Source organism: Citrobacter sp. Ce129 (assembly GCF_030334545.1).
Classification (GTDB): domain Bacteria; phylum Pseudomonadota; class Gammaproteobacteria; order Enterobacterales; family Enterobacteriaceae; genus Citrobacter; species Citrobacter europaeus.
This window is the reverse complement of record NZ_JAOWDS010000057.1, coordinates 267,845-287,544: the sequence shown is the minus strand read 5'-3', so window position 1 is coordinate 287,544 and position 19,700 is coordinate 267,845. Positions and strand designations below refer to the sequence as shown.

19 protein-coding genes are annotated in these 19,700 nt (G+C 52.4%); 9 read left to right on the top strand and 10 right to left on the bottom strand.

Annotated features, from left to right (window positions below; translation table 11 throughout):
* Nucleotides 1–11: 11 nt before the first annotated feature.
* Nucleotides 12–944: an ADP-glyceromanno-heptose 6-epimerase gene (gene rfaD, locus OGV77_RS08195; RefSeq protein WP_043018732.1), complete on the bottom strand. Its 933-nt coding sequence runs from the start codon at nucleotides 942–944 to the stop codon at nucleotides 12–14.
* A gap of 278 nt (nucleotides 945–1,222) precedes the next feature.
* Between rfaD and yibB the strand changes: the two genes are divergently transcribed.
* From yibB to tdh, 3 genes are all read left to right on the top strand, one after another.
* Nucleotides 1,223–2,080 carry a protein YibB gene (gene yibB, locus OGV77_RS08190; protein WP_087050826.1) on the top strand — a complete coding sequence of 286 codons (858 nt, stop codon included), beginning with the start codon at nucleotides 1,223–1,225 and terminating at the stop codon, nucleotides 2,078–2,080.
* A gap of 279 nt (nucleotides 2,081–2,359) precedes the next feature.
* Nucleotides 2,360–3,556, top strand: coding sequence for a glycine C-acetyltransferase (kbl, locus tag OGV77_RS08185; RefSeq protein ID WP_043018731.1), 1,197 nt, complete (start codon nucleotides 2,360–2,362; stop codon nucleotides 3,554–3,556).
* 9 nt (nucleotides 3,557–3,565) lie between these two features.
* On the top strand, nucleotides 3,566–4,591 hold the full coding sequence (tdh, locus tag OGV77_RS08180) for an L-threonine 3-dehydrogenase (RefSeq protein WP_003024132.1): 1,026 nt from the start codon (nucleotides 3,566–3,568) through the stop codon (nucleotides 4,589–4,591).
* Nucleotides 4,592–4,658: 67 nt separating this feature from the next.
* Here the strand turns inward: tdh and rfaY are convergent, their stop codons facing one another.
* Nucleotides 4,659–5,345: a lipopolysaccharide core heptose(II) kinase RfaY gene (gene rfaY / locus OGV77_RS08175; RefSeq protein WP_043018730.1), complete on the bottom strand. Its 687-nt coding sequence runs from the start codon at nucleotides 5,343–5,345 to the stop codon at nucleotides 4,659–4,661.
* A gap of 244 nt (nucleotides 5,346–5,589) precedes the next feature.
* On the opposite strand from rfaY, the gene OGV77_RS08170 reads away from it, so the two are divergent.
* Nucleotides 5,590–6,624, top strand: coding sequence for a glycosyltransferase (locus OGV77_RS08170; protein WP_087050751.1), 1,035 nt, complete (start codon nucleotides 5,590–5,592; stop codon nucleotides 6,622–6,624).
* On the opposite strand, the gene OGV77_RS08165 is transcribed toward OGV77_RS08170, so the two are convergent.
* Genes OGV77_RS08165 through gpmM form a run of 3 tightly spaced genes read right to left on the bottom strand, consistent with a single transcriptional unit; the run spans nucleotide 6,611 to nucleotide 10,423 of the window.
* A complete protein-coding gene (locus tag OGV77_RS08165; RefSeq protein WP_087050752.1) occupies nucleotides 6,611–7,582 on the bottom strand; it encodes a divergent polysaccharide deacetylase family protein in 972 nt (323 codons plus the stop codon). The two genes, OGV77_RS08170 and OGV77_RS08165, sit on opposite strands and share 14 nt — an antisense overlap.
* A 3-nt stretch (nucleotides 7,583–7,585) precedes the next feature.
* Nucleotides 7,586–8,845, bottom strand: coding sequence for a murein hydrolase activator EnvC (gene envC, locus OGV77_RS08160; RefSeq protein ID WP_230586371.1), 1,260 nt, complete (start codon nucleotides 8,843–8,845; stop codon nucleotides 7,586–7,588).
* A 33-nt stretch (nucleotides 8,846–8,878) separates the two neighbouring features.
* Nucleotides 8,879–10,423: a 2,3-bisphosphoglycerate-independent phosphoglycerate mutase gene (gene gpmM / locus OGV77_RS08155; protein WP_043018843.1), complete on the bottom strand. Its 1,545-nt coding sequence runs from the start codon at nucleotides 10,421–10,423 to the stop codon at nucleotides 8,879–8,881.
* 248 nt (nucleotides 10,424–10,671) lie between these two features.
* Between gpmM and OGV77_RS08150 the strand changes: the two genes are divergently transcribed.
* The 5 genes from OGV77_RS08150 to cysE all read left to right on the top strand — a co-directional run bounded on the left by OGV77_RS08150 (nucleotide 10,672) and on the right by cysE (nucleotide 13,838).
* Nucleotides 10,672–11,103 (top strand): rhodanese-like domain-containing protein, encoded by a 432-nt coding sequence (locus OGV77_RS08150; protein WP_005120473.1) that lies wholly within the window; start codon nucleotides 10,672–10,674, stop codon nucleotides 11,101–11,103.
* 51 nt (nucleotides 11,104–11,154) lie between these two features.
* Nucleotides 11,155–11,406, top strand: coding sequence for a glutaredoxin 3 (gene grxC, locus OGV77_RS08145; RefSeq protein ID WP_003024152.1), 252 nt, complete (start codon nucleotides 11,155–11,157; stop codon nucleotides 11,404–11,406).
* Nucleotides 11,407–11,452: 46 nt separating this feature from the next.
* Nucleotides 11,453–11,920, top strand: coding sequence for a protein-export chaperone SecB (gene secB, locus OGV77_RS08140; RefSeq protein ID WP_003024155.1), 468 nt, complete (start codon nucleotides 11,453–11,455; stop codon nucleotides 11,918–11,920).
* A complete protein-coding gene (gene gpsA, locus OGV77_RS08135; protein WP_043018726.1) occupies nucleotides 11,920–12,939 on the top strand; it encodes an NAD(P)H-dependent glycerol-3-phosphate dehydrogenase in 1,020 nt (339 codons plus the stop codon). Before secB ends, gpsA begins: the two co-directional genes overlap by 1 nt.
* 77 nt (nucleotides 12,940–13,016) lie before the next feature.
* A complete protein-coding gene (gene cysE / locus OGV77_RS08130; protein ID WP_016154965.1) occupies nucleotides 13,017–13,838 on the top strand; it encodes a serine O-acetyltransferase in 822 nt (273 codons plus the stop codon).
* A 93-nt stretch (nucleotides 13,839–13,931) separates the two neighbouring features.
* Here the strand turns inward: cysE and trmL are convergent, their stop codons facing one another.
* From trmL to lldP, 5 genes are all read right to left on the bottom strand, one after another.
* Nucleotides 13,932–14,405 (bottom strand): tRNA (uridine(34)/cytosine(34)/5-carboxymethylaminomethyluridine(34)-2'-O)-methyltransferase TrmL, encoded by a 474-nt coding sequence (gene trmL / locus OGV77_RS08125; protein ID WP_043018725.1) that lies wholly within the window; start codon nucleotides 14,403–14,405, stop codon nucleotides 13,932–13,934.
* 46 nt (nucleotides 14,406–14,451) lie between these two features.
* Nucleotides 14,452–15,792, bottom strand: a complete 1,341-nt coding sequence (locus OGV77_RS08120) for an MFS transporter (protein WP_032945353.1) — start codon at nucleotides 15,790–15,792, stop codon at nucleotides 14,452–14,454.
* Between the two features lie 195 nt (nucleotides 15,793–15,987).
* Nucleotides 15,988–17,178 (bottom strand): FMN-dependent L-lactate dehydrogenase LldD, encoded by a 1,191-nt coding sequence (gene lldD, locus OGV77_RS08115; protein WP_075145481.1) that lies wholly within the window; start codon nucleotides 17,176–17,178, stop codon nucleotides 15,988–15,990.
* Entirely contained in the window at nucleotides 17,175–17,951 is a 777-nt protein-coding gene (gene lldR / locus OGV77_RS08110; protein ID WP_047407887.1) for a transcriptional regulator LldR, read from the bottom strand. The genes lldD and lldR overlap by 4 nt, the downstream gene beginning before the upstream one ends.
* A complete protein-coding gene (lldP, locus tag OGV77_RS08105) occupies nucleotides 17,948–19,603 on the bottom strand; it encodes an L-lactate permease (RefSeq protein ID WP_003827332.1) in 1,656 nt (551 codons plus the stop codon). Before lldP ends, lldR begins: the two co-directional genes overlap by 4 nt.
* Nucleotides 19,604–19,700: the final 97 nt, after the last annotated feature.

The window sequence follows — 19,700 nt, the reverse complement described above, 5'->3', positions numbered from 1 at the left end:
GATTGCCTGCCTTACGCGTCGCGGTTCAGCCAGGCCATATATTCCGTGACGCCTTCGGCGACGGTTTTAAACGGCTTGTCATAGCCCGCTGCGCGCAGGTTAGTCAGATCGGCCTGAGTAAATGCCTGGTAGCGACCTTTCAGTTTTTCCGGGAATGGGATGTACTCAATGCTGCCTTTGTTGTGATACGCAAGCGTAGCATCGGCAACGGCCTGGAAAGATTCCGCACGACCGGTACCGAGGTTAAAGATGCCGGAAACCCCGTTTTCCAGGAACCACAGGTTTACCGCAGCCACATCGCCGACATAAACGAAATCACGTTTGAAGTTTTCACTGCCTTCGAACAGTTTTGGTGTTTCGCCATTGTTGAGCTGGGTATTGAGGTGGAAGGCGACGCTCGCCATGCTGCCTTTATGGCCTTCACGTGGTCCGTAGACGTTGAAATAGCGGAAGCCAACAATCTGAGAGTTCGCTTCTGGCAGGATCTGACGAACGTACTCGTCGAACAGGAATTTTGAGTAACCGTAGACGTTCAGCGGCTTCTCATATTCACGGGATTCGATGAAATCAGAAGTGCGACCGCCATAAGTGGCGGCAGAAGACGCGTACAGGAACGGGATTTCACGCTCCAGGCAGTAGTGCAGCAGCTCTTTGGAGTATTGATAGTTGTTATCCATCATATACTTGCCGTCCCACTCGGTGGTGGAAGAGCATGCGCCTTCGTGGAAAATCGCTTCGATATCGCCGAAATCTTCCCCGGCCATAATCTGGATCAGGAAGTCTTCCTTGTCCATGTAGTCAGCAATATTCAGATCCACCAGGTTAACAAACTTGGTGCCGTCTTTCAGGTTGTCCACCACCAGGATGTCGGTGATGCCTTTATCATTCAGGGACTTAACGATGTTGCTGCCGATAAAGCCCGCGCCGCCGGTAACGATGATCATAAATGTAACCTTCGAATTATGGAGTCAGAGACAATCTCAGACACTAATGTTTGTAATCATACCATCACATCGGCATCCCTTCAGCCTCTTAAGTAAGATGGCGAGTCGGCAGACGGTCTATAAACACTTGCATAAGAATGCTTATTTAATGGTTATTATCTGTATTGAATTATTCTTAAATGTATTGCGGTTTTTTAATAACCACCCATGTATATTATATGTACAAAAACAAAAGCTATGTGATATAATATTTTTTTTATTAATGGTTTGATATGGCTATGAAATCATCTACCACTATTGTTACAGCATATTTTGATATCGGTAGGGGGGAGTGGACTGTTAATAAAGGCTTCCGTGAAAAACTATCCCGATCTTCTGATGTCTATTTTGATTACTTCAAGCGGTTAGCCGCTTTAGAAAACGATATGGTTATTTTTACTTCGCCTGAGTTTGAAGCCAGAATTGCGGAAATACGCAAAGGTAAGCCCACAAAAATTATAACTATAGATTTAGATAATAAATTCAAACACATTAAAAATAAAATTAGACAAATCCAGCAGGATGATACCTTTAAGAATAAGTTAGAAACTCGACAGCTTGGTAATCCTGAATACTGGTCTCCAGAATATGTGTTGATCACTAATTTAAAAGCATATTTTGTAGCTAAAGCTATTAATTTAGGCTTAGTTAATACTCCGATGGTTGCGTGGATCGACTTCGGGTATTGTCGTAAACCTCAGGTCACTGGCGGTTTAAAGGTATGGGATTTCCCATTTGATCGTAATAAAATGCATCTCTTTACGATTAAAAAAGGCTTGGTTGTGTCATCAATAAAGCAAGTGTTTGACTTTATGATTGGGAATCATATTTATATTATCGGTGGCGCTATTGTTGGCTCTCAGGAAAAATGGAAAGAGTTTTATTCATTAGTCACTGAATGCCAAAAAGAGACCCTCAGAAATAATATTGTTGATGATGATCAGGGTATTTTTGTTATGTGTTATTACAAGCGCCCTGCGCTATTAATGCTTAATTACCTTGGTCGTGGCAAATGGTTCGATCTGTTCCGTGTTTATCGGCGAACCGCGTTAGGTGCAAAACTCCAGGCACTACGAATTTTTCTGACCCGAAAGTAGTGGTTCGAATGGGATCTAAGGGTTACCTGAGCAGATAGAATGCTGTGAAGGCATTCTACTGTTATTGCTGCTGTTTTTTCACCTCAATCAATAAAACTCTTCTAAATCAACTGGTTGCTAATCATCTCTCCTAATAAAGATACACGGCAGCATCACTGATTAGCCATGTGGATATACGTGATTTATGCTTCATTTTGAAGAAGTAGTGATGCGTCATCTCGTATCAACGTATAGCTTTGGGTAATATGTGCTGAAATTTGCCCAGTCTGGAGAATTGAAATGCGTGGGGATTTTTACAAACAGTTAACCAACGATCTCGACACCGCACGTGCGGAAGGATTGTTTAAAGAAGAGCGCATTATTACGTCTGCCCAGCAGGCGGATATCACCGTGGCGGACGGAAGCCACGTTATTAACTTTTGTGCGAACAACTATCTGGGGCTGGCTAACCACCCGGAGCTGATTGCAGCGGCAAAAGCGGGCATGGATTCTCACGGATTTGGTATGGCTTCGGTCCGCTTTATTTGCGGTACCCAGGACAGCCATAAGCAACTGGAGCAAAAACTGGCGGCATTCCTCGGTATGGAAGATGCCATCCTTTACTCTTCCTGCTTTGACGCCAACGGCGGCCTGTTCGAAACACTGCTGGGTGCAGAAGATGCGATTATTTCAGATGCGCTAAACCACGCGTCTATCATTGACGGCGTTCGCTTGTGTAAAGCAAAGCGTTTCCGTTACGCCAACAACGACATGGTCGAGCTGGAAGCGCGCCTGAAAGAAGCGCGTGAAGCGGGCGCCCGTCATATCCTGATCGCCACCGATGGCGTGTTCTCTATGGATGGTGTTATCGCTAACCTGAAAGGCGTTTGTGACCTGGCGGATAAATACGACGCGCTGGTCATGGTTGATGATTCTCATGCGGTCGGCTTTGTCGGCGAAAACGGTCGTGGCTCCCATGAATACTGTGATGTGATGGGCCGTGTGGACATCATCACCGGTACGCTGGGTAAAGCACTCGGTGGCGCATCCGGCGGTTACACCGCAGCGCGCAAAGAGGTTGTTGAGTGGCTGCGTCAGCGTTCCCGTCCGTACCTGTTCTCCAACTCACTGGCTCCGGCGATTGTTGCAGCCTCCATTAAAGTGCTGGAGATGGTCGAGGCTGGCAACGAGCTGCGCGATCGCCTGTGGGCGAACGCACGTCAGTTCCGTGAGCAAATGTCTGCCGCAGGCTTTACGTTAGCGGGTGCGGATCACGCGATTATCCCGGTGATGTTGGGTGATGCGGTTGTAGCGCAGGCGTTCGCCCGTGAACTGCAAAAAGAGGGGATTTACGTTACCGGATTCTTCTATCCGGTGGTTCCAAAAGGCCAGGCGCGTATTCGTACCCAGATGTCTGCGGCGCATACCCCTGAGCAGATCACGCGTGCTGTTGAGGCGTTCACACGCATTGGTAAACAACTGGGCGTTATTGCCTGAGGATGTGAAATGAAAGCGTTATCCAAACTGAAAGCGGAAGAGGGCATTTGGATGACCGACGTTCCTGAACCGGAAGTCGGCCATAACGATTTGCTGATTAAAATCCGTAAAACAGCCATCTGCGGGACTGACGTTCACATTTATAACTGGGATGAATGGTCGCAAAAAACCATCCCGGTACCGATGGTCGTTGGGCATGAATATGTCGGCGAAGTTGTTGGCATCGGCCAGGAAGTTAAAGGCTTTAAAATCGGCGATCGCGTTTCAGGCGAAGGTCATATCACCTGCGGGCATTGCCGTAACTGCCGCGGTGGGCGTACTCACCTGTGCCGCAATACGACCGGTGTCGGCGTAAATCGTCCTGGCTGCTTTGCAGAGTACCTGGTGATCCCGGCATTTAACGCGTTTAAAATTCCGGACAACATCTCCGACGACCTGGCGTCTATTTTCGATCCGTTCGGTAATGCGGTGCACACGGCGCTGTCGTTTGATCTGGTTGGGGAAGATGTGCTGGTTTCCGGTGCGGGTCCAATCGGAATTATGGCAGCGGCGGTCGCGAAGCACGTTGGCGCACGCCACGTGGTGATTACCGATGTTAATGAGTATCGCCTTGAGTTGGCGCGTAAAATGGGCATCACTCGCGCGGTCAACGTCTCGAAAGAGAATCTGACTGACGTGATGGCTGAACTGGGTATGACCGAAGGGTTTGATGTAGGTCTGGAGATGTCCGGTGCGCCGCCAGCGTTTCGCGCCATGCTGGACACTATGAACCACGGTGGGCGCATTGCTATGCTGGGTATTCCGCCATCTGACATGTCAATCGACTGGACGAAAGTTATCTTTAAGGGGCTGTTTATTAAAGGTATCTACGGTCGTGAGATGTTTGAGACCTGGTACAAAATGGCTGCACTGATTCAGTCTGGTCTGGATTTGTCGCCAATCATCACCCATCGATTCTCCATCGATGAATTCCAGCAGGGCTTTGACGCGATGCGTTCAGGCCAGTCAGGGAAAGTGATCCTGAGTTGGGATTGAAGGCTCGATTTGTATTAAATGTTACCAACGGCCAGATTATTTGATCTGGCCGTATACATAATAAATGCTATTTACCACGAAGCTTTCTGGATAAAGATCTTGTCGCTTCTTTGAGGCAGATGAGCTTATACACTAACCCTTTCCCTTTGATTTTAATATTATATTTTCGCTGCAACGCTAAAATGTCATTAGCCTGACAAATCTTCATGTTTCCCTTACAAGATAAGTCGATAATTCTTAATTCACCGCCTGGCGTACGAATGAAGTTTCCTGGGTGGATATCATTAGATGCCAACCCGGCTTTGTGAAGGCGCAGAACGCACTGCTTCACTTCATCGGCATTCTTAGGGCTAATTTCTTTTAAAGGAGTACCTTCAATATATTCATGAATAATATAAACATCATGACACTGACGAAGGCGCACTTTCTCTGCAGCGTAGTAGAGATCGGCTGTACAGGCGCGCATTTCCGGGGAGAGCTTGTCCAGCTTCTTGATGAGCCTGGAATAGAAGGGACCGGAGATAAAATTCTGCATTTTTTTCTCGAATCGAGGATCAACTTCACGGTCGTTTTTGATGATAAATTTTTGTGAGTTGTACTCGACCAGTTCCACGCTGCGCATAGCGTTACCACTGCTCAACGGTTTGCCACTGATTTCTTTATTTATATACTTACTCATCAGTGACTTAAGGTCTATATTGGTCTCTTTACAATAGACCGTATAACCTTTTTCATGTGTCTTACTGATGGCCATCACTTTCCTCAATATCAGTGTACATAATGCGTTAATTTATAGCGATATAGTATACAGGTTGCGCCCCTCAATATGTAGACGATCTGAGCTTTCACTGCCCGCTGAACTCAGGTTTCGCATAGCATTTTCTCATACTGGCTGCTTTCGCCGCGCCGCTTCTGGCGATAAATCGTTCCAGGCTTAATAATTCCTTAATGAAACTGTAGTAAAAGTCATCAGTGTACTAACAAACCAGGGTTAGCTGATGAGAAACAGCACAAATATGTTGAGTGTTATTATTCCGTTGTATAACGCGGGTGATAGTTTTCGGGATTGCATGGAATCTTTGATCGCACAGACATGGAGTGCGATAGAGATCATTATTGTCGATGATGGCTCAACGGATAACTCTGTTGATATTGCAAGAAAGTATGCTGATAACTATCCCCATGTTCGGTTGTTGCATCAGGCTAACGCTGGGGCATCTGTTGCGCGTAATCGTGGTCTGGCAGCGGCCAGAGGGGATTATGTTGCATTTGTCGATGCTGATGACCTGGTTTATCCCAATATGTATGAAACCCTGATGACCATGGCACTTCAGGATGACCTGGATCTGGCGCAGTGCAATTCTGACTGGTGCATTTTCGAAACGGGGGACACCTGGCAATCAATACCGACGGACCGTTTGCGGTCTACGGGTGTATTGACCGGCCCTGACTGGTTACGTATGGCATTGGCTTCACGCCGTTGGACACATGTGGTCTGGATGGGGGTTTACCGCAGGGATGTTATCGAGAAAAATAAGATATCGTTTGTTCCTGGGTTGCATCATCAGGATATTGTATGGACGACGGAGTTTATGTTTAACGCCAAACGTGTACGATATACCGAACAATCTTTATATAAATACTTCTTACATGATCAATCAGTTAGCCGTCTTAAAAGACAAGGCTTAAAAAATCTCAATTACCAACGACACTATATTAAAATTACACGGTTATTGGATAAGTTGAATCGTGAATATGCTGGACGGATTACTCTTTATCCGGAATTTCATCAGCAAATAACCTATGAAGCTTTGCGCGTTTGTCACGCAGTACGCAAAGAACCGGATGTTCATATTCGTCAGCGTATGATTGCAGAGATTTTTGTCTCGGGTATGTATAAACGCATGATTACTAATGTACGCAGCGCCAAAGTTATGTACCAGGCGCTGCTATGGTCATTCCGTCTCTGGAAATGGCGAGATAAAACATCGTCGCCTTCTCGTATTACACGTAAAACGCTTAATCTACGTTAGCGTTCATAGTGCCGGGAGAGGATGTATTTCCCCAGCCCTGCCACTGCAGCTTCATGTACTGCACCAGCGTGCTTTGGGTGATGCTTTCACCGAGCACGCTGAAGAAGCGGCTGGCGTAAACGGGCTCTAACGGCTGTTTCGGTTTGCATAATTTCACCCCGCGGAAAGGATTACGCGGTGCGTCAGGCGTACCGTTTTTTGGCGGAGTGAGGTTTGGTCTGGACGTATCCACCTGTGGTTCATTGAGCAGGCTGCTTGGGCGAACCAGCGTGATGTCGGCTGGCAGGCTATAAAGCATCTGCTGCAGGACGCGAACCGTAGACGGGTGAGGGTGGCCAATGGCAATTGCCGAGCCGTTGCGACGCGCAAGTTCGACGGCACGATTAAACTGACGGCGAATATCGGCTTCGTTTTGCGTGTCGTCCAGGAAGACTTTGCGTTTGATGACCTTCACACCGGTTCCTGATGCTGCGCGCATGGCCTGACTGTTGCCGATGGTCATGCTGTCAAGGAAGTAGAGATCGTATCGTTCCAGCGCCTGCATCACCTTCTGCATGCCAAACAGGCTGGAGGTCATCGCGCTGCCCATATGGTTGTTCAGACCGACCGCATTCGGTACTTTGCTTACCGCATCGCGAATAATTCGCTCAATCTCTTCGCTGCTCATTTCCGGGCGTAAAGTGTCTTTCTCTAACGGCTGTTTGCTCAGTGGCGCCATCGGTAGATGGATCAGGACTTCATGCCCGCTGTTATGCGCTTTGGTTGCCATTTCCCGCGCATGCGGAGCATTAGGCAAAACGGCAACGGAGATGGTGGAAGGCATCGCCAGTACCTGATTTTCAGTGTGTGGACGATAGCCGAAATCATCAATGACGATGGCGAGTTTGCCAGCAAAAACAGGTGTTGCGAAGGCCAGCAGGCTGGCGAGAGAGAGTAATAGACGACGAAATTGAGGCAAAACTTATCTTCCCAACCACGGCTGTGGATTGACCGCCTGACCCTGGCGACGAATTTCGAAATAGAGCGCCGGTCTACCCTGACCGCCGCTGCTACCCACAAGTGCAATAGGCTGCCCGGCGCGAACCTGCGTACCGACGCTGACCAGTGCGCTCTGGTTATAACCGTACAGGCTCATATCGCCTTTACCGTGCTCAACGACGACGACCAGGCCATAGCCCTGCAGCCAGTCCGCCAGAATGACGCGACCATCGGCAATGGCTTTAACTTCGGTGCCTTCGGATGCGCCAATAACCATCCCCTTCCAACGTAGCTCACCCTGCAGCTGTTCGCCATAACGATGTAACGTTGGACCACGAACGGGCCAGAATGCCTGGCCACGTGGCGAACCCAAACCGCCGGTACGCGACATCAGTGATTTTTCACTTTCGGTTGGCTTATAGGTTGAGCCTTTCCGTGAGGCATCCTGCTGCTTATCGCGTACGGCCTGCGCCTCGCGGGCTTCACGTTCCGCGCGTGCTTTGGCTGCGGCTTCGGCGCGAGCAATGCTGTTACGCAGGCGCGATTCGTTGGCGCGCATTTCGCCCAATTGCTGTTGACCCTGTTGAATCGATGACTCCAGACCCGAGAGCGTCTTCTGGCGTTCATTACGCGCCTGCTCCAGCTTAGCCTGCTGAGCACGCTGCTCGTACAACAGAGTCTGCTGTTCGCTCTGCTTATCTTCCAGCTCGGCTTTTTGCGAGTCGACCTCTTCGCGGGTTTGTTTCAGCTGCGCGATAGTTTCCTGTCGCGCCTGGTTCAGATAGCCGAAATAGGCCTGCAGGCGTTGCCCACGCTGGCTTTCTTCACCGCTAAGAATGAGCTGAATGCCGGTATGTTCGCCCTGGCGAAATGCAGCGTCGAGTTGGGCTGCCAGGCTGCGTTCTTGCGCGGCCCGCTGTTTTTCCAGCTTCGCAAGGGCGGCATTCATCTCTGCGATTTGCGCGTTCAGCTGCGCCAGTGAGTTTTGCGTTTCGCGCAGTTGCCTGGCGGCAACGGCAATGGCCTGTTCCTGCGCTTTAAGCTGAGCGAGGAGGGTGGCGCGTTGTTGTTGCTGTTGGCGTACCGCGCGTTCTTTTGCCGCGATATCGGCCTGAATAGATTTGAGCTGGTCACGTTCGTCCGCGTGGGCGGAAAAGGCGCACAGCAATACGCCAGCGCTAAGCGCGCTGGCGTAGAACAAGGGCCTGACTGAAAGCTTGCGCAGCTTCACGGCCCGAGTGATGGTATTAATCGCCTTTCCCCTCATGGGGAGGGATTATTCCACGATGAACAGCGGCTTACCAGTCATCTCTTGCGGGATTTCCATACCCATCAGCGTCAGCATCGTCGGGGCGATATCAGAAAGTTTGCCGCCTTCGACTGCTTTGACGTTTTTACCACCGACATAAATCAGCGGAACGGGCAGGTTGGTGTGCGCTGTATGTGCCTGACCGGTGGACGGATCGCGCATTTGCTCTGCGTTACCGTGGTCCGCGGTGATCAGCAACTGGCCGCCAACGGATTCAACCGCTTTAGTCACCTGCTCTACGCAATGATCCAGCGCTTCAACCGCTTTAACCGCTGCTTCCATCACCCCGGTGTGACCAACCATGTCGCCGTTCGGGTAGTTACAAATGATGGTGTCGTATTTTCCGCTCTCAATCGCAGCAACCAGTTTTTCGGTCAGCTCTGCAGAGCTCATTTCCGGCTGCAGATCGTAGGTCGCGACTTTCGGCGAGTTGATCAGGATGCGGTCTTCGCCTTTGAACGGTTCTTCTACGCCGCCGTTGAAGAAGAAGGTCACGTGCGCATATTTTTCGGTTTCGGAAATACGCAGCTGCGTTTTGTCGTTCTTCGCCATCCACTCGCCAAGGGTATTGGCCAGAGACGCTGGTGGGTAAGCTACCGCAGTTTTGATGTCGGCCGCGTATTCGGTCAGCATCACAAAGTTGAGGTTAACGACTTTCTTACGGGCGAAGCCGTCGAAGTCAGCGTTAACAAACGCACGGGTAATTTCACGCGCACGGTCAGCACGGAAGTTCATGAAAATCAGCGTATCGCCGTCTTCCATGGCGGCTTCAGCCTGGCCTTCAGCACGGATCACGGTCGCTTTCACGAATTCGTCGTTTTCGTCGCGGGCATAAGCAGCCTGCAGGCCTTCAACCGCCGTAGCGAACTGGAACTCGCCTTTTGCCAGCGTCATCAGGTCATAAGCCTGTTCAACGCGATCCCAACGGTTGTCGCGGTCCATAGCGTAGTAACGACCGATGATGGACGCTACGCGGCCTTTGCCCAACGCGGCAAATTTCTCTTCGAATTTCTGCAGGGAATGTTCAGCGCTGCGCGGCGGGGTGTCACGGCCATCAAGGAAAGCGTGCAGATAGATTTTCTCAGCGCCACGTTCAGCGGCCATTTCTACCATCGCCATGATGTGATCTTCGTGGCTGTGAACGCCGCCAGCAGAGAGCAGACCCATGATGTGTACCGCTTTGCCGCTATTTTTTGCCTGGTCGACCGCATTGGTCAGCACCGGGTTAGCGAAGAAAGTACGCTCTTTAATTTCAACATCCAGACGGGTCAGGTCCTGATACACGATGCGGCCAGCGCCCAGGTTGACGTGGCCCACTTCGGAGTTGCCCATCTGGCGATCGGGCAGGCCGACTTCCAGGCCAGACGCATCAATCAGGGTATGCGGACGTTTTGCCCACAGGGCATCCATTACCGGGGTTTTGGCATTAAAGATGGCGTTATCCTGGCTGTCTTCACGATAACCGTAGCCATCCAGAATCACCAGTACCATAGGTTTTTTAGAAACCGACATTGCGACAACCTCACACTTAATAGATAAAAAATAATTGCGTAATTTTACTACAGCTGAATCGATAAAGTAGCCCCAGAAGATCAAATAATCGATCAGAGCGCGCCGCAGAGGGCGCGGATTTACGTTTTTTTTTCCGTAGCGCCCCGCAAAAATGCAATCCAATGCACGCTCTGGCTGTATTTGCGCCAACGCGCAGGTATACTCCTTTCCTGGTTTTTTAATCACTGAGTCGGGAGTTGTTACCCCCCATGCAAGAAATTATGCAATTTGTTAGTCGCCACCCTGTCTTGAGTATCGCCTGGATTGCGTTACTGGCGGCTGTATTATTTACCACGTTTAAGAGCCTGACTTCGAAAGTGAAGGTGATTACGCGCGGAGAAGCTACACGTCTTATCAATAAAGAAGATGCGGTGATTGTGGATTTACGTCAGCGCGACGACTTCCGTAAAGGTCATATCGCAGGCTCCACTAACCTGCTGCCGAGCGAAATCAAAGCCAATAATTTTGGCGAGCTGGAAAAACACAAAAACAAACCTGTTATTGTGGTTGATGGCTCAGGCATGCAATGCCAGGATTCAGCAACTGCGCTGATTAAAGCCGGTTTTGAGCAGGTATCTGTACTGAAAGACGGCGTAGCGGGCTGGAGTGGTGAGAACCTGCCACTGGTTCGCGGCAAGTAATTTACCCGTCTTCTTTCATACCGCAGGGTAAAAGAACACTGGAGATAAGTCATGGCCAATATTGAGATCTATACCAAAGCAACCTGCCCGTTTTGCCATCGCGCAAAGGCGCTGTTGAATAGCAAGGGTGTGAGTTTCCAGGAACTTCCGATTGACGGCGATGCCGTGAAGCGCGAAGAGATGATCAAGCGCAGTGGCCGTACTACGGTTCCGCAGATTTTTATTGATGCACAGCACATTGGTGGTTGTGACGACTTGTATGCGTTGGATGCGCGTGGTGGACTGGATCCACTGCTGCGTTAAGGCGTACCGAAGTATTTAAAGGACAACACTAAAGGGTTTTCTCAACATGTCAGAACAAAATAACACTGAAATGGCTTTCCAGATCCAACGTATCTATACCAAGGATGTGTCTTTCGAAGCGCCAAATGCACCGCATGTTTTCCAGAAAGATTGGCAGCCAGAGGTTAAACTTGATCTTGATACCGCATCTACCCAACTGGCAGATGATGTGTATGAAGTAGTGCTGCGTGTCACCGTAACGGCTTCTCTGGGCGAAGAAACTGCGTTCCTGTGCGAAGTTCAGCAGGGCGGTATTTTCTCCATCAGTGGTATTGAAGGGACTCAGATGGCGCATTGCCTTGGCGCATACTGCCCGAACATTCTGTTCCCGTATGCCCGCGAATGCATCACCAGCCTGGTTTCACGCGGTACATTCCCGCAACTGAACCTTGCGCCGGTCAACTTTGATGCGCTGTTCATGAACTATTTACAGCAGCAGGCTGGCGAAGGTACTGAAGAACATCAGGATGCCTGATGAACCAAAGTAATGCTTCAATGACTGTGATTGGTGCCGGCTCGTACGGCACCGCTCTTGCCATTACCCTGGCAAGAAATGGCCATCAGGTTGTCCTGTGGGGCCATGATCCGAAACATATCGCGACCCTCGAGCACGATCGCTGCAACGTCGCGTTCCTCCCTGATGTGCCTTTTCCCGAAACGCTGCGCCTGGAAAGTGACTTAGCCACTGCGCTGGCCGCCAGTCGTAATATTCTGGTGGTAGTGCCGAGCCACGTTTTTGGCGAAGTGCTGCGTAACATCAAACCGCTGATGCGCCCTGACGCGCGGCTGGTCTGGGCGACAAAAGGTCTGGAAGCGGAAACGGGACGCCTGCTGCAGGACGTCGCGCGTGAAGCGTTAGGTGATTCTATTCCACTGGCGGTTATCTCCGGTCCGACGTTCGCGAAAGAGCTGGCGGCGGGCATGCCGACGGCGATATCTCTGGCCTCAACGGATGATACTTTTGCTGACGATCTCCAGCAGTTGCTGCACTGCGGCAAAAGCTTCCGTGTGTACAGCAACCCGGATTTCATTGGCGTTCAACTGGGCGGCGCGGTGAAAAACGTCATTGCGATTGGCGCGGGGATGTCTGACGGCATTGGTTTCGGCGCGAATGCGCGAACCGCATTGATCACCCGTGGTCTGACCGAAATGTCTCGTCTTGGCGCGGCGCTGGGTGCCGATCCTGCCACCTTTATGGGGATGGCGGGTTTGGGCGATCTGGTGCTGACCTGTACCGACAACCAGTCACGTAACCGTCGTTTTGGCATGATGCTCGGCCAGGGGATGGACGTGCAGGGCGCGCAGGACAAGATTGGTCAGGTGGTTGAAGGCTACCGCAATACGAAAGAAGTTCGTGAATTGGCGCACCGTTTTGGTGTTGAGATGCCAATAACCGAGGAAATTTATCAAGTATTGTATTGCGGAAAAAACGCGCGCGAGGCAGCATTGACGTTATTAGGCCGTGCACGCAAGGACGAGCTGAGTCGCCACTAGCTGTAAGGAACTGTTGAATATAACGACCCGACCCGCGAAGAACGGGTCGGTCGTTTTGCTACCTTCTGGAGTACGCAATGCCGTGTGAAGAACTGGATATCGTCTGGAAAAACATTAAAGCAGAAGCCCGGGCACTGGCGGAATGTGAGCCAATGCTGGCCAGTTTTTACCACGCAACGCTGCTCAAGCATGAAAATCTCGGCAGTGCGCTAAGCTATATGCTGGCGAATAAACTCGCCTCTCCGATCATGCCTGCCATTGCGATTCGCGAAGTCGTGGAAGAGGCCTACGCCGCCGATCCTGAAATGATTGCCTCAGCGGCCTGTGATATTCAGGCGGTACGTACGCGTGACCCGGCTGTCGATAAATATTCCACCCCACTTCTGTACCTGAAGGGTTTTCATGCGCTTCAGGCCTACCGTATTGGTCACTGGCTGTGGCATCAGGGGCGTCAGGCACTGGCGATCTTCCTGCAAAATCAGGTGTCCGTTAGCTTCCAGGTAGATATTCACCCGGCGGCAAAAATTGGCCGTGGGATCATGCTCGATCACGCCACCGGTATTGTGGTGGGTGAAACCGCCGTGATTGAAAACGACGTCTCTATTTTGCAATCCGTTACGCTCGGCGGGACCGGTAAAGCCGGCGGCGATCGTCATCCGAAAATTCGTGAAGGGGTGATGATTGGCGCAGGAGCAAAAATTCTCGGCAACATTGAAGTCGGACGCGGCGCGAAGATTGGCGCAGGTTCCGTGGTTTTACAGCCGGTCCCCCCGCACACTACCGCGGCAGGCGTTCCGGCACGCATCGTCGGTAAGCCAGACAGCGATAAGCCGTCCATGGATATGGATCAGCATTTCAATGGGATTCATCATACTTTCGAATACGGCGACGGCATCTGATTTCGAGCCATGCCCGGTGGCACTGCGTTTACCGGGCCTACGTGGTATTTGTAGGCCGGATAAGGTGTAGCCGCCATCCGGCATTTAATTCTTTTACGACCGTAATACCGCGCCAGGGTATCCTAACTGGCGCCAGGCCTCATACACCACCACCGACACCGCATTCGACAGGTTCATGCTGCGACTGTCCGGCATCATCGGAATACGAATTTTTTGTTCGGCAGGCAGCGCATCGAGGATACTGGCTGGCAGGCCGCGGGTTTCCGGGCCAAACATCAGATAATCTCCGTCCTGATAGCTTACCGCGCTGTGCGCTGGCGTACCTTTGGTGGTCAGGGCAAACAAACGTTGCGGATGTTCTGCAGCGACGAAGGCGGCGTAATCAGGGTGGCGAAGCACGGCGGTAAATTCATGGTAATCCAGCCCCGCGCGACGCAGGCGCTTATCGTCCCAGGTAAAGCCCATTGGCTCAATAATATGCAGACGAAAGCCGGTGTTGGCGCAAAGACGGATAATATTGCCGGTATTTGGCGGGATTTCTGGTTCGAATAAAACGATGTTAAGCATACTGCCCCCTTAATAACGGGGGGCAGAATAGCAGAAAGAGCCGGTACTATGCGACGGTCAGCGCGTGCGGTTTATAGCGTTGCAGCTTGTAAATCGTCGCGGCAGCGGCGACCAAAGCCGGAAGGCTGAGGAACATTAAGATACTGTCTGCCTGCCATTGCAGGGAAAGCAACTGGGCGCTCATCATCGTTCCGGCTACGCCGCCGAAGCGGCCCACGCCCTGCATCCAGGCAATGCCCGTTGCGCGGCAGTGGGTTGGATAAAACGTTGCAGCCAGCGTCTGTAGCCCGGACTGCGCGCCGTTCATGGTAATCCCCATCAGGAAGATCAGTGCGCCGAACAGGATGATGTGGTTATGTTCAAACCCGAGAGCGAGGGCAAACAGCATCGTCAGCATAAAGCCGAGTGACACCACTTTATGCGCTTCCCAACGGTCCATTAACCAACCGGCCAGCAGGATCCCTGCGGTACCGCCGAAGGTAAACAGTGACGTCAGCCAGGCGGATTCAGCCAGCGGATAGCCCATGCCCAGCATCAGCGTTGGCATCCAGCTCAGCAGCACGTAATAGATAACCAGCCCCATAAAGTAGGTCGTCCAGAGCATCAGCGTGCCCGGCAGCCAGGGCATACTGAATAGTTGCGCCACGCTGCCTTTTTTGATCGTGACGCGGTCTTCATCCAGATAAAACTGAGTAACCTGTTCCAGATTTCCCGACATAAAACGTTGAGCAATGCGTTTAACCTGTGCCACCCCTTTACCGCGGTGAACCAGATACTTCACCGACTCCGGCAGGAACAGCACCAACAGTACGGTGAGGGCCAGCGGGGCGATCGCACCGGCAAGCAGAACACTGTGCCAGCCGTAATTGGGAATAAGCCAGGAGGAGATTACGCCGCCGCCCGCAGCGCCTAAAGGAAAGCCGCAGTACATGGTGTTAATCGCCATTGAACGACAGCGTTTCGGGGCGAATTCTGACACCAGGGTGATGGCGTTGGGCATTGCCGCGCCAAGCCCAAGTCCAGTGAGAAAACGCCAAAATGTGAGCATATTCAGCGTCTGGGCATAGGCGGTTCCCAGACTGGCGAGGCCAAAGAACAGACAGGAAAAGACCAGAACACGCTTACGGCCCATACGATCGGAAATCGGTCCGGCGAGCAGGGCGCCAAATGACAGGCCTAATAGCGCGGCGCTTAACACCGGTCCGAGATCTTGCTTCTTGATGCCCCAGTCGGCTGAGAGCGTGGGAGCAATATAACCCATCGCCGCGGTATCGAAGCCGTCAATGGCTAAAACCAGAAATCCCAGGACAATAATGACCCAATGGAAGCGCGAAAAAGGACTGTCATCTATCGCCTGCTGGATATTCACTTTACCGGAATAAGCCATGTCACCCTCGCCCGTTATGATGGTTGTTATCTGTATAAATCGCTCTTGTATTAGCTTGTATATACATTTGGCAGGTGGATAAAAAGTTGTCAAATATATTGGTTGTAAATGTTAACTGGTCGTTATTTTTGGATAAAAAATGGTCGGGCTGAGAACAGGCCGACCATTCAGGAAATAGGGTTTTATGAAGTGTTGTTACGCTGCGCTACCCTGGACCAGAGGTGCCAGCGCGGCAGGCAGGCTCTTACCCAGTTCCTGTACCAGCGAATCACCGCTGATTTCGCTAATCGACTTCGCACCGGTCAGGGTCATTGCCACTTTCATCTCTTTCTCGATCAGATTCAGCAGATTCGCCACCCCGGCCTGGCCGTGGGTCGCCAGCGCGTACAGATAGGCCCGCCCCAGCAGCACGCTATCCGCGCCCAGCGCAATCATGCGCACAACGTCCAGACCGTTGCGGATCCCGCTATCGGCCAGAATGGTGATATCGCCCTTCACCGCATCGGCAATGGCGGGCAGCGCGCGAGCAGAAGACAGCACACCATCTAACTGGCGGCCACCATGGTTAGAAACGACAATGCCATCCGCGCCGAAACGGACTGCATCACGAGCATCTTCCGGATCGAGGATCCCTTTGATCACCATCGGGCCGTCCCAGAATTCACGGATCCACTCGAGGTCTTTCCAGGAAATCGACGGATCGAAATTATTCGCCAACCAGCCGATGTAATCCTCAAGGCCGGTGGGTTTGCCAAGATAGGTCGAGATATTGCCTAAATCATGCGGGCGACCGTTCAGGCCAACGTCCCATGCCCACTGTGGATGAGTGGCTGCCTGCCAGTAGCGACGCAGCGCGGCGTTGGGACCACTCATACCGGAATGGGCGTCACGGTAACGTGCGCCGGGCGTAGGCATATCGACGGTAAAGACCAGCGTGGAGCAACCCGCTGCTTTGGCGCGCTCCAGGGCGTTACGCATAAAGCCGCGATCGCGCAGGACATACAGCTGGAACCACATCGGACGCTTGATGGTCGGGGCGACTTCTTCAATAGGACATACGGATACCGTGGAAAGCGTAAACGGAATGCCTTTAGCGTCAGCGGCGGCGGCGGCCTGAACTTCCCCCCGGCGTGCGTACATGCCGCACAGTCCGACAGGCGCGAGGGCCACCGGCATGGAAAGCGTTTCGTTGAACAGCTTTGTTTCCAGGCTCAGGTCGGACATATTCTTCAACACGCGCTGGCGCAGCGCCACTTCCGACAGGTCTGCCACGTTACGGCGCAAGGTGTGCTCGGCATACGCCCCACCGTCAATATAATGGAACAAGAAAGGGGGTAGGATGCGCTGGGCTGCGGCGCGATAGTCGCTGGCTGCTGAAATAATCATGTGTTGTTCTCCCTGCTATTTTCACCAGAGTCACCGGGCAGGCGGGTGATACGCGCCTGGCGGGCCTGATCTTCATCAAATCGTTTAATCGTGGTGTGGACAAAACTAAGGTGCGCCATCATGGCCTTACGCGCCCCGTCGGCATCGCCGGCGACAATGGCGTCCAGCACTGCCTGATGCTGCGCCGTCAGTTGTGAAAATACGGGGGGCACGAGGTACATACGTTGGCGGCTCTGTTTAACCGAAGACTGCAATACGTCGAAGAAACCGCGCATGGTCTGCAACAGCACCACGTTGTGCGAGGCCTCCGCAATGGCGAGATGAAAGCGCACGTCAGCCTGTGAGGCGAGATCCGGATCTTCGCTTTGCGTGGCGTCGAAACAGAGCCTGATTTTCTCTTTGTCGGCGGCGGTGGCCCGCATCGCTGCGTGCCATGCGGTGCTGGCTTCAATGGCGTGGCGGGCTTCAAGAATATCGAAGCTGTAGTCGGGATCGTCCGCCAGCAGAGTCTTCAGCGGCTGAACGATGTTTTGTTCAGACCAGGCCTCATGCTGCCAGCGGATAAACGTCCCGCCGCCACGACGGCTAATCAGTACGCCTTCGCTCACCAGCTTTGCTAACGCCTCGCGCAGCGAGTTGCGCGAGACGCCGAGCTGTACGGCCAGCTGACGCTCAGCGGGCAACTTCATGCCCGCCTCCAGCTGTTGTTCTTCAATCAGCGCCCGCACACGAGATGCGACTTCGTCTGACAGGCGTCTGGGCATCACTATCATGGAATCATCCAGGTTAAGACATAGGCCTGCAGCGTGGTGATCACACCCACCATGCAGGTGAAAATCAGGCTGTGCTTCACGGTAAAGCGGAACAGGTCAGATTCTTTCCCCACTAATCCCACTGCCGCACAGGCAATAGCGATAGATTGTGGAGAGATCATCTTGCCGGTCACGCCGCCGGTGGTATTTGCCGCCACCATCAGTACGTCTGATACGCCGATTTGCTGAGCGGCCGTGGCCTGCAGGGCGGCAAACAGTGCGTTTGATGAGGTGTCGGACCCGGTCAGGAATACCCCCAGCCAGCCGAGGAACGGCGAGAAGAAGGTAAACGCGCTGCCGGTGTGCGCCAGGGCCAATGCCAGGGTTGATGAAAGACCTGAGTAGTTAGAGATAAACGCGAACGCCAGCACCATGCCGATGGAGTAAATAGGCAGCGCCAGATCTTTCAGCGTGCTGCCAAAGGTTTGCAGCGCAGCAGACGGCTTCATCTTCAACCAGACGATAGACAGCAGGGCGGCAAACAGGATCGCGGTACCGGTCGCAGAGAACCAGTCAAATTTGTACACCGCCGCGTAGGCTGTGGCTTCGTGTACGACCGGCGGCATACGGGCAACCAGCTTGTCGAGGAACGGGACTGGAATATTGACCACCCAGTGGTACATCGCGCCGCCGGGCGCAAACAGCGCTTTAAACGGCGGTATGCTCCACAGCGTGACGGTGGCGGTCAGGAACAGGAACGGAGACCAGGCGCGTACCACTTGTCCTGCGGTGTAGCGGGTGCGCGACAGGTCCATATCGACCTGCGAAGCGCCCATATCGCCAAAGCGGAAGATGCGTACTGGCTGCCAGCGTTTCAGGAACAGCGTCAGGCAGACCAGCGAAACCAGAGAAGAGATGATGTCTGGCAGCTCCGGTCCGATAAAGTTAGAGCTGAGGTACTGCGCGATAGCAAACGAGCCGCCAGCGACCATCACCGCAGGCCAGGTCTCTTTTACGCCGCGCCAGCCATCCATAATCGCCATAATCCAGAACAGCACGATAATGGTCAGGAACGGCAGCTGACGGCCCACCATCTGGCCAATCTCGAAGCTGTCCAGTCCGGTCACCTGACCGGCAACCAGAATCGGAATGCCCATTGCGCCAAAAGCGACCGGCGCAGTATTTACGATCAAGCACAAACCTGCCGCGTACAGTGGGTTAAAGCCGAGGCCTACCAGCAGCGCGGCGGTAATCGCTACCGGAGCGCCAAAGCCTGCTGCTCCTTCGAGGAAGGCACCAAAGGAGAAACCGACAATCAGCATTTGCAGACGCTGGTCCGGGGTAATCGAGAGTATCGATGAGCGGATGATGTCGAACTGCCCGGTTTTCACCGAGATTTTATAGACGAATACCGCGGCGATAATGATCCAGGCAATCGGCCACAAACCATAGAAGAAGCCGTAGACCACGGAAGCCAGAGCGTGATCGACCGGCATTTTGTAAAACAGCAGGGCGACCGACAAAGCAATCACCACCGTCCATGATGCCGCAACATAGCCTTTCAGCTTGAGCTTAATCAGGGCGAAGAAAAAGAACAGGATAGGGAGCGATGCGATCAAACTGGAAAGCCAGATGTTACCGGCCGGGTCGTAGTTCTGTTGCCAGAGATTCATTGCAGGTCTCCTGGGGGCCGCCGACATAATGGAATGAGTCTGTGCTCATCTCCAGGTCACATTATGTGTAAAAGTGGCCCTGCCAATATTGTTGTGT

Bases quoted from the DNA above. Each gene is read 5' to 3' on its own strand.
- kbl (WP_043018731.1), top strand. From the start codon at position 2,360: ATGCGTGGGGATTTTTACAAACAGTTAACCAACGATCTCGACACCGCA.
- tdh (WP_003024132.1), top strand. From the start codon at position 3,566: ATGAAAGCGTTATCCAAACTGAAAGCGGAAGAGGGCATTTGGATGACC.
- trmL (WP_043018725.1), bottom strand. From the start codon at position 14,405: ATGCTTAACATCGTTTTATTCGAACCAGAAATCCCGCCAAATACCGGC.
- lldP (WP_003827332.1), bottom strand. From the start codon at position 19,603: ATGAATCTCTGGCAACAGAACTACGACCCGGCCGGTAACATCTGGCTT.
- gpmM (WP_043018843.1), bottom strand. From the start codon at position 10,423: ATGTCGGTTTCTAAAAAACCTATGGTACTGGTGATTCTGGATGGCTAC.
- yibB (WP_087050826.1), top strand. From the start codon at position 1,223: ATGAAATCATCTACCACTATTGTTACAGCATATTTTGATATCGGTAGG.
- grxC (WP_003024152.1), top strand. From the start codon at position 11,155: ATGGCCAATATTGAGATCTATACCAAAGCAACCTGCCCGTTTTGCCAT.
- lldD (WP_075145481.1), bottom strand. From the start codon at position 17,178: ATGATTATTTCAGCAGCCAGCGACTATCGCGCCGCAGCCCAGCGCATC.
- OGV77_RS08120 (WP_032945353.1), bottom strand. From the start codon at position 15,792: ATGGCTTATTCCGGTAAAGTGAATATCCAGCAGGCGATAGATGACAGT.
- rfaD (WP_043018732.1), bottom strand. From the start codon at position 944: ATGATCATCGTTACCGGCGGCGCGGGCTTTATCGGCAGCAACATCGTT.
- secB (WP_003024155.1), top strand. From the start codon at position 11,453: ATGTCAGAACAAAATAACACTGAAATGGCTTTCCAGATCCAACGTATC.
- cysE (WP_016154965.1), top strand. From the start codon at position 13,017: ATGCCGTGTGAAGAACTGGATATCGTCTGGAAAAACATTAAAGCAGAA.
- gpsA (WP_043018726.1), top strand. From the start codon at position 11,920: ATGAACCAAAGTAATGCTTCAATGACTGTGATTGGTGCCGGCTCGTAC.
- OGV77_RS08150 (WP_005120473.1), top strand. From the start codon at position 10,672: ATGCAAGAAATTATGCAATTTGTTAGTCGCCACCCTGTCTTGAGTATC.
- OGV77_RS08170 (WP_087050751.1), top strand. From the start codon at position 5,590: ATGAGAAACAGCACAAATATGTTGAGTGTTATTATTCCGTTGTATAAC.
- rfaY (WP_043018730.1), bottom strand. From the start codon at position 5,345: ATGGCCATCAGTAAGACACATGAAAAAGGTTATACGGTCTATTGTAAA.
- lldR (WP_047407887.1), bottom strand. From the start codon at position 17,951: ATGATAGTGATGCCCAGACGCCTGTCAGACGAAGTCGCATCTCGTGTG.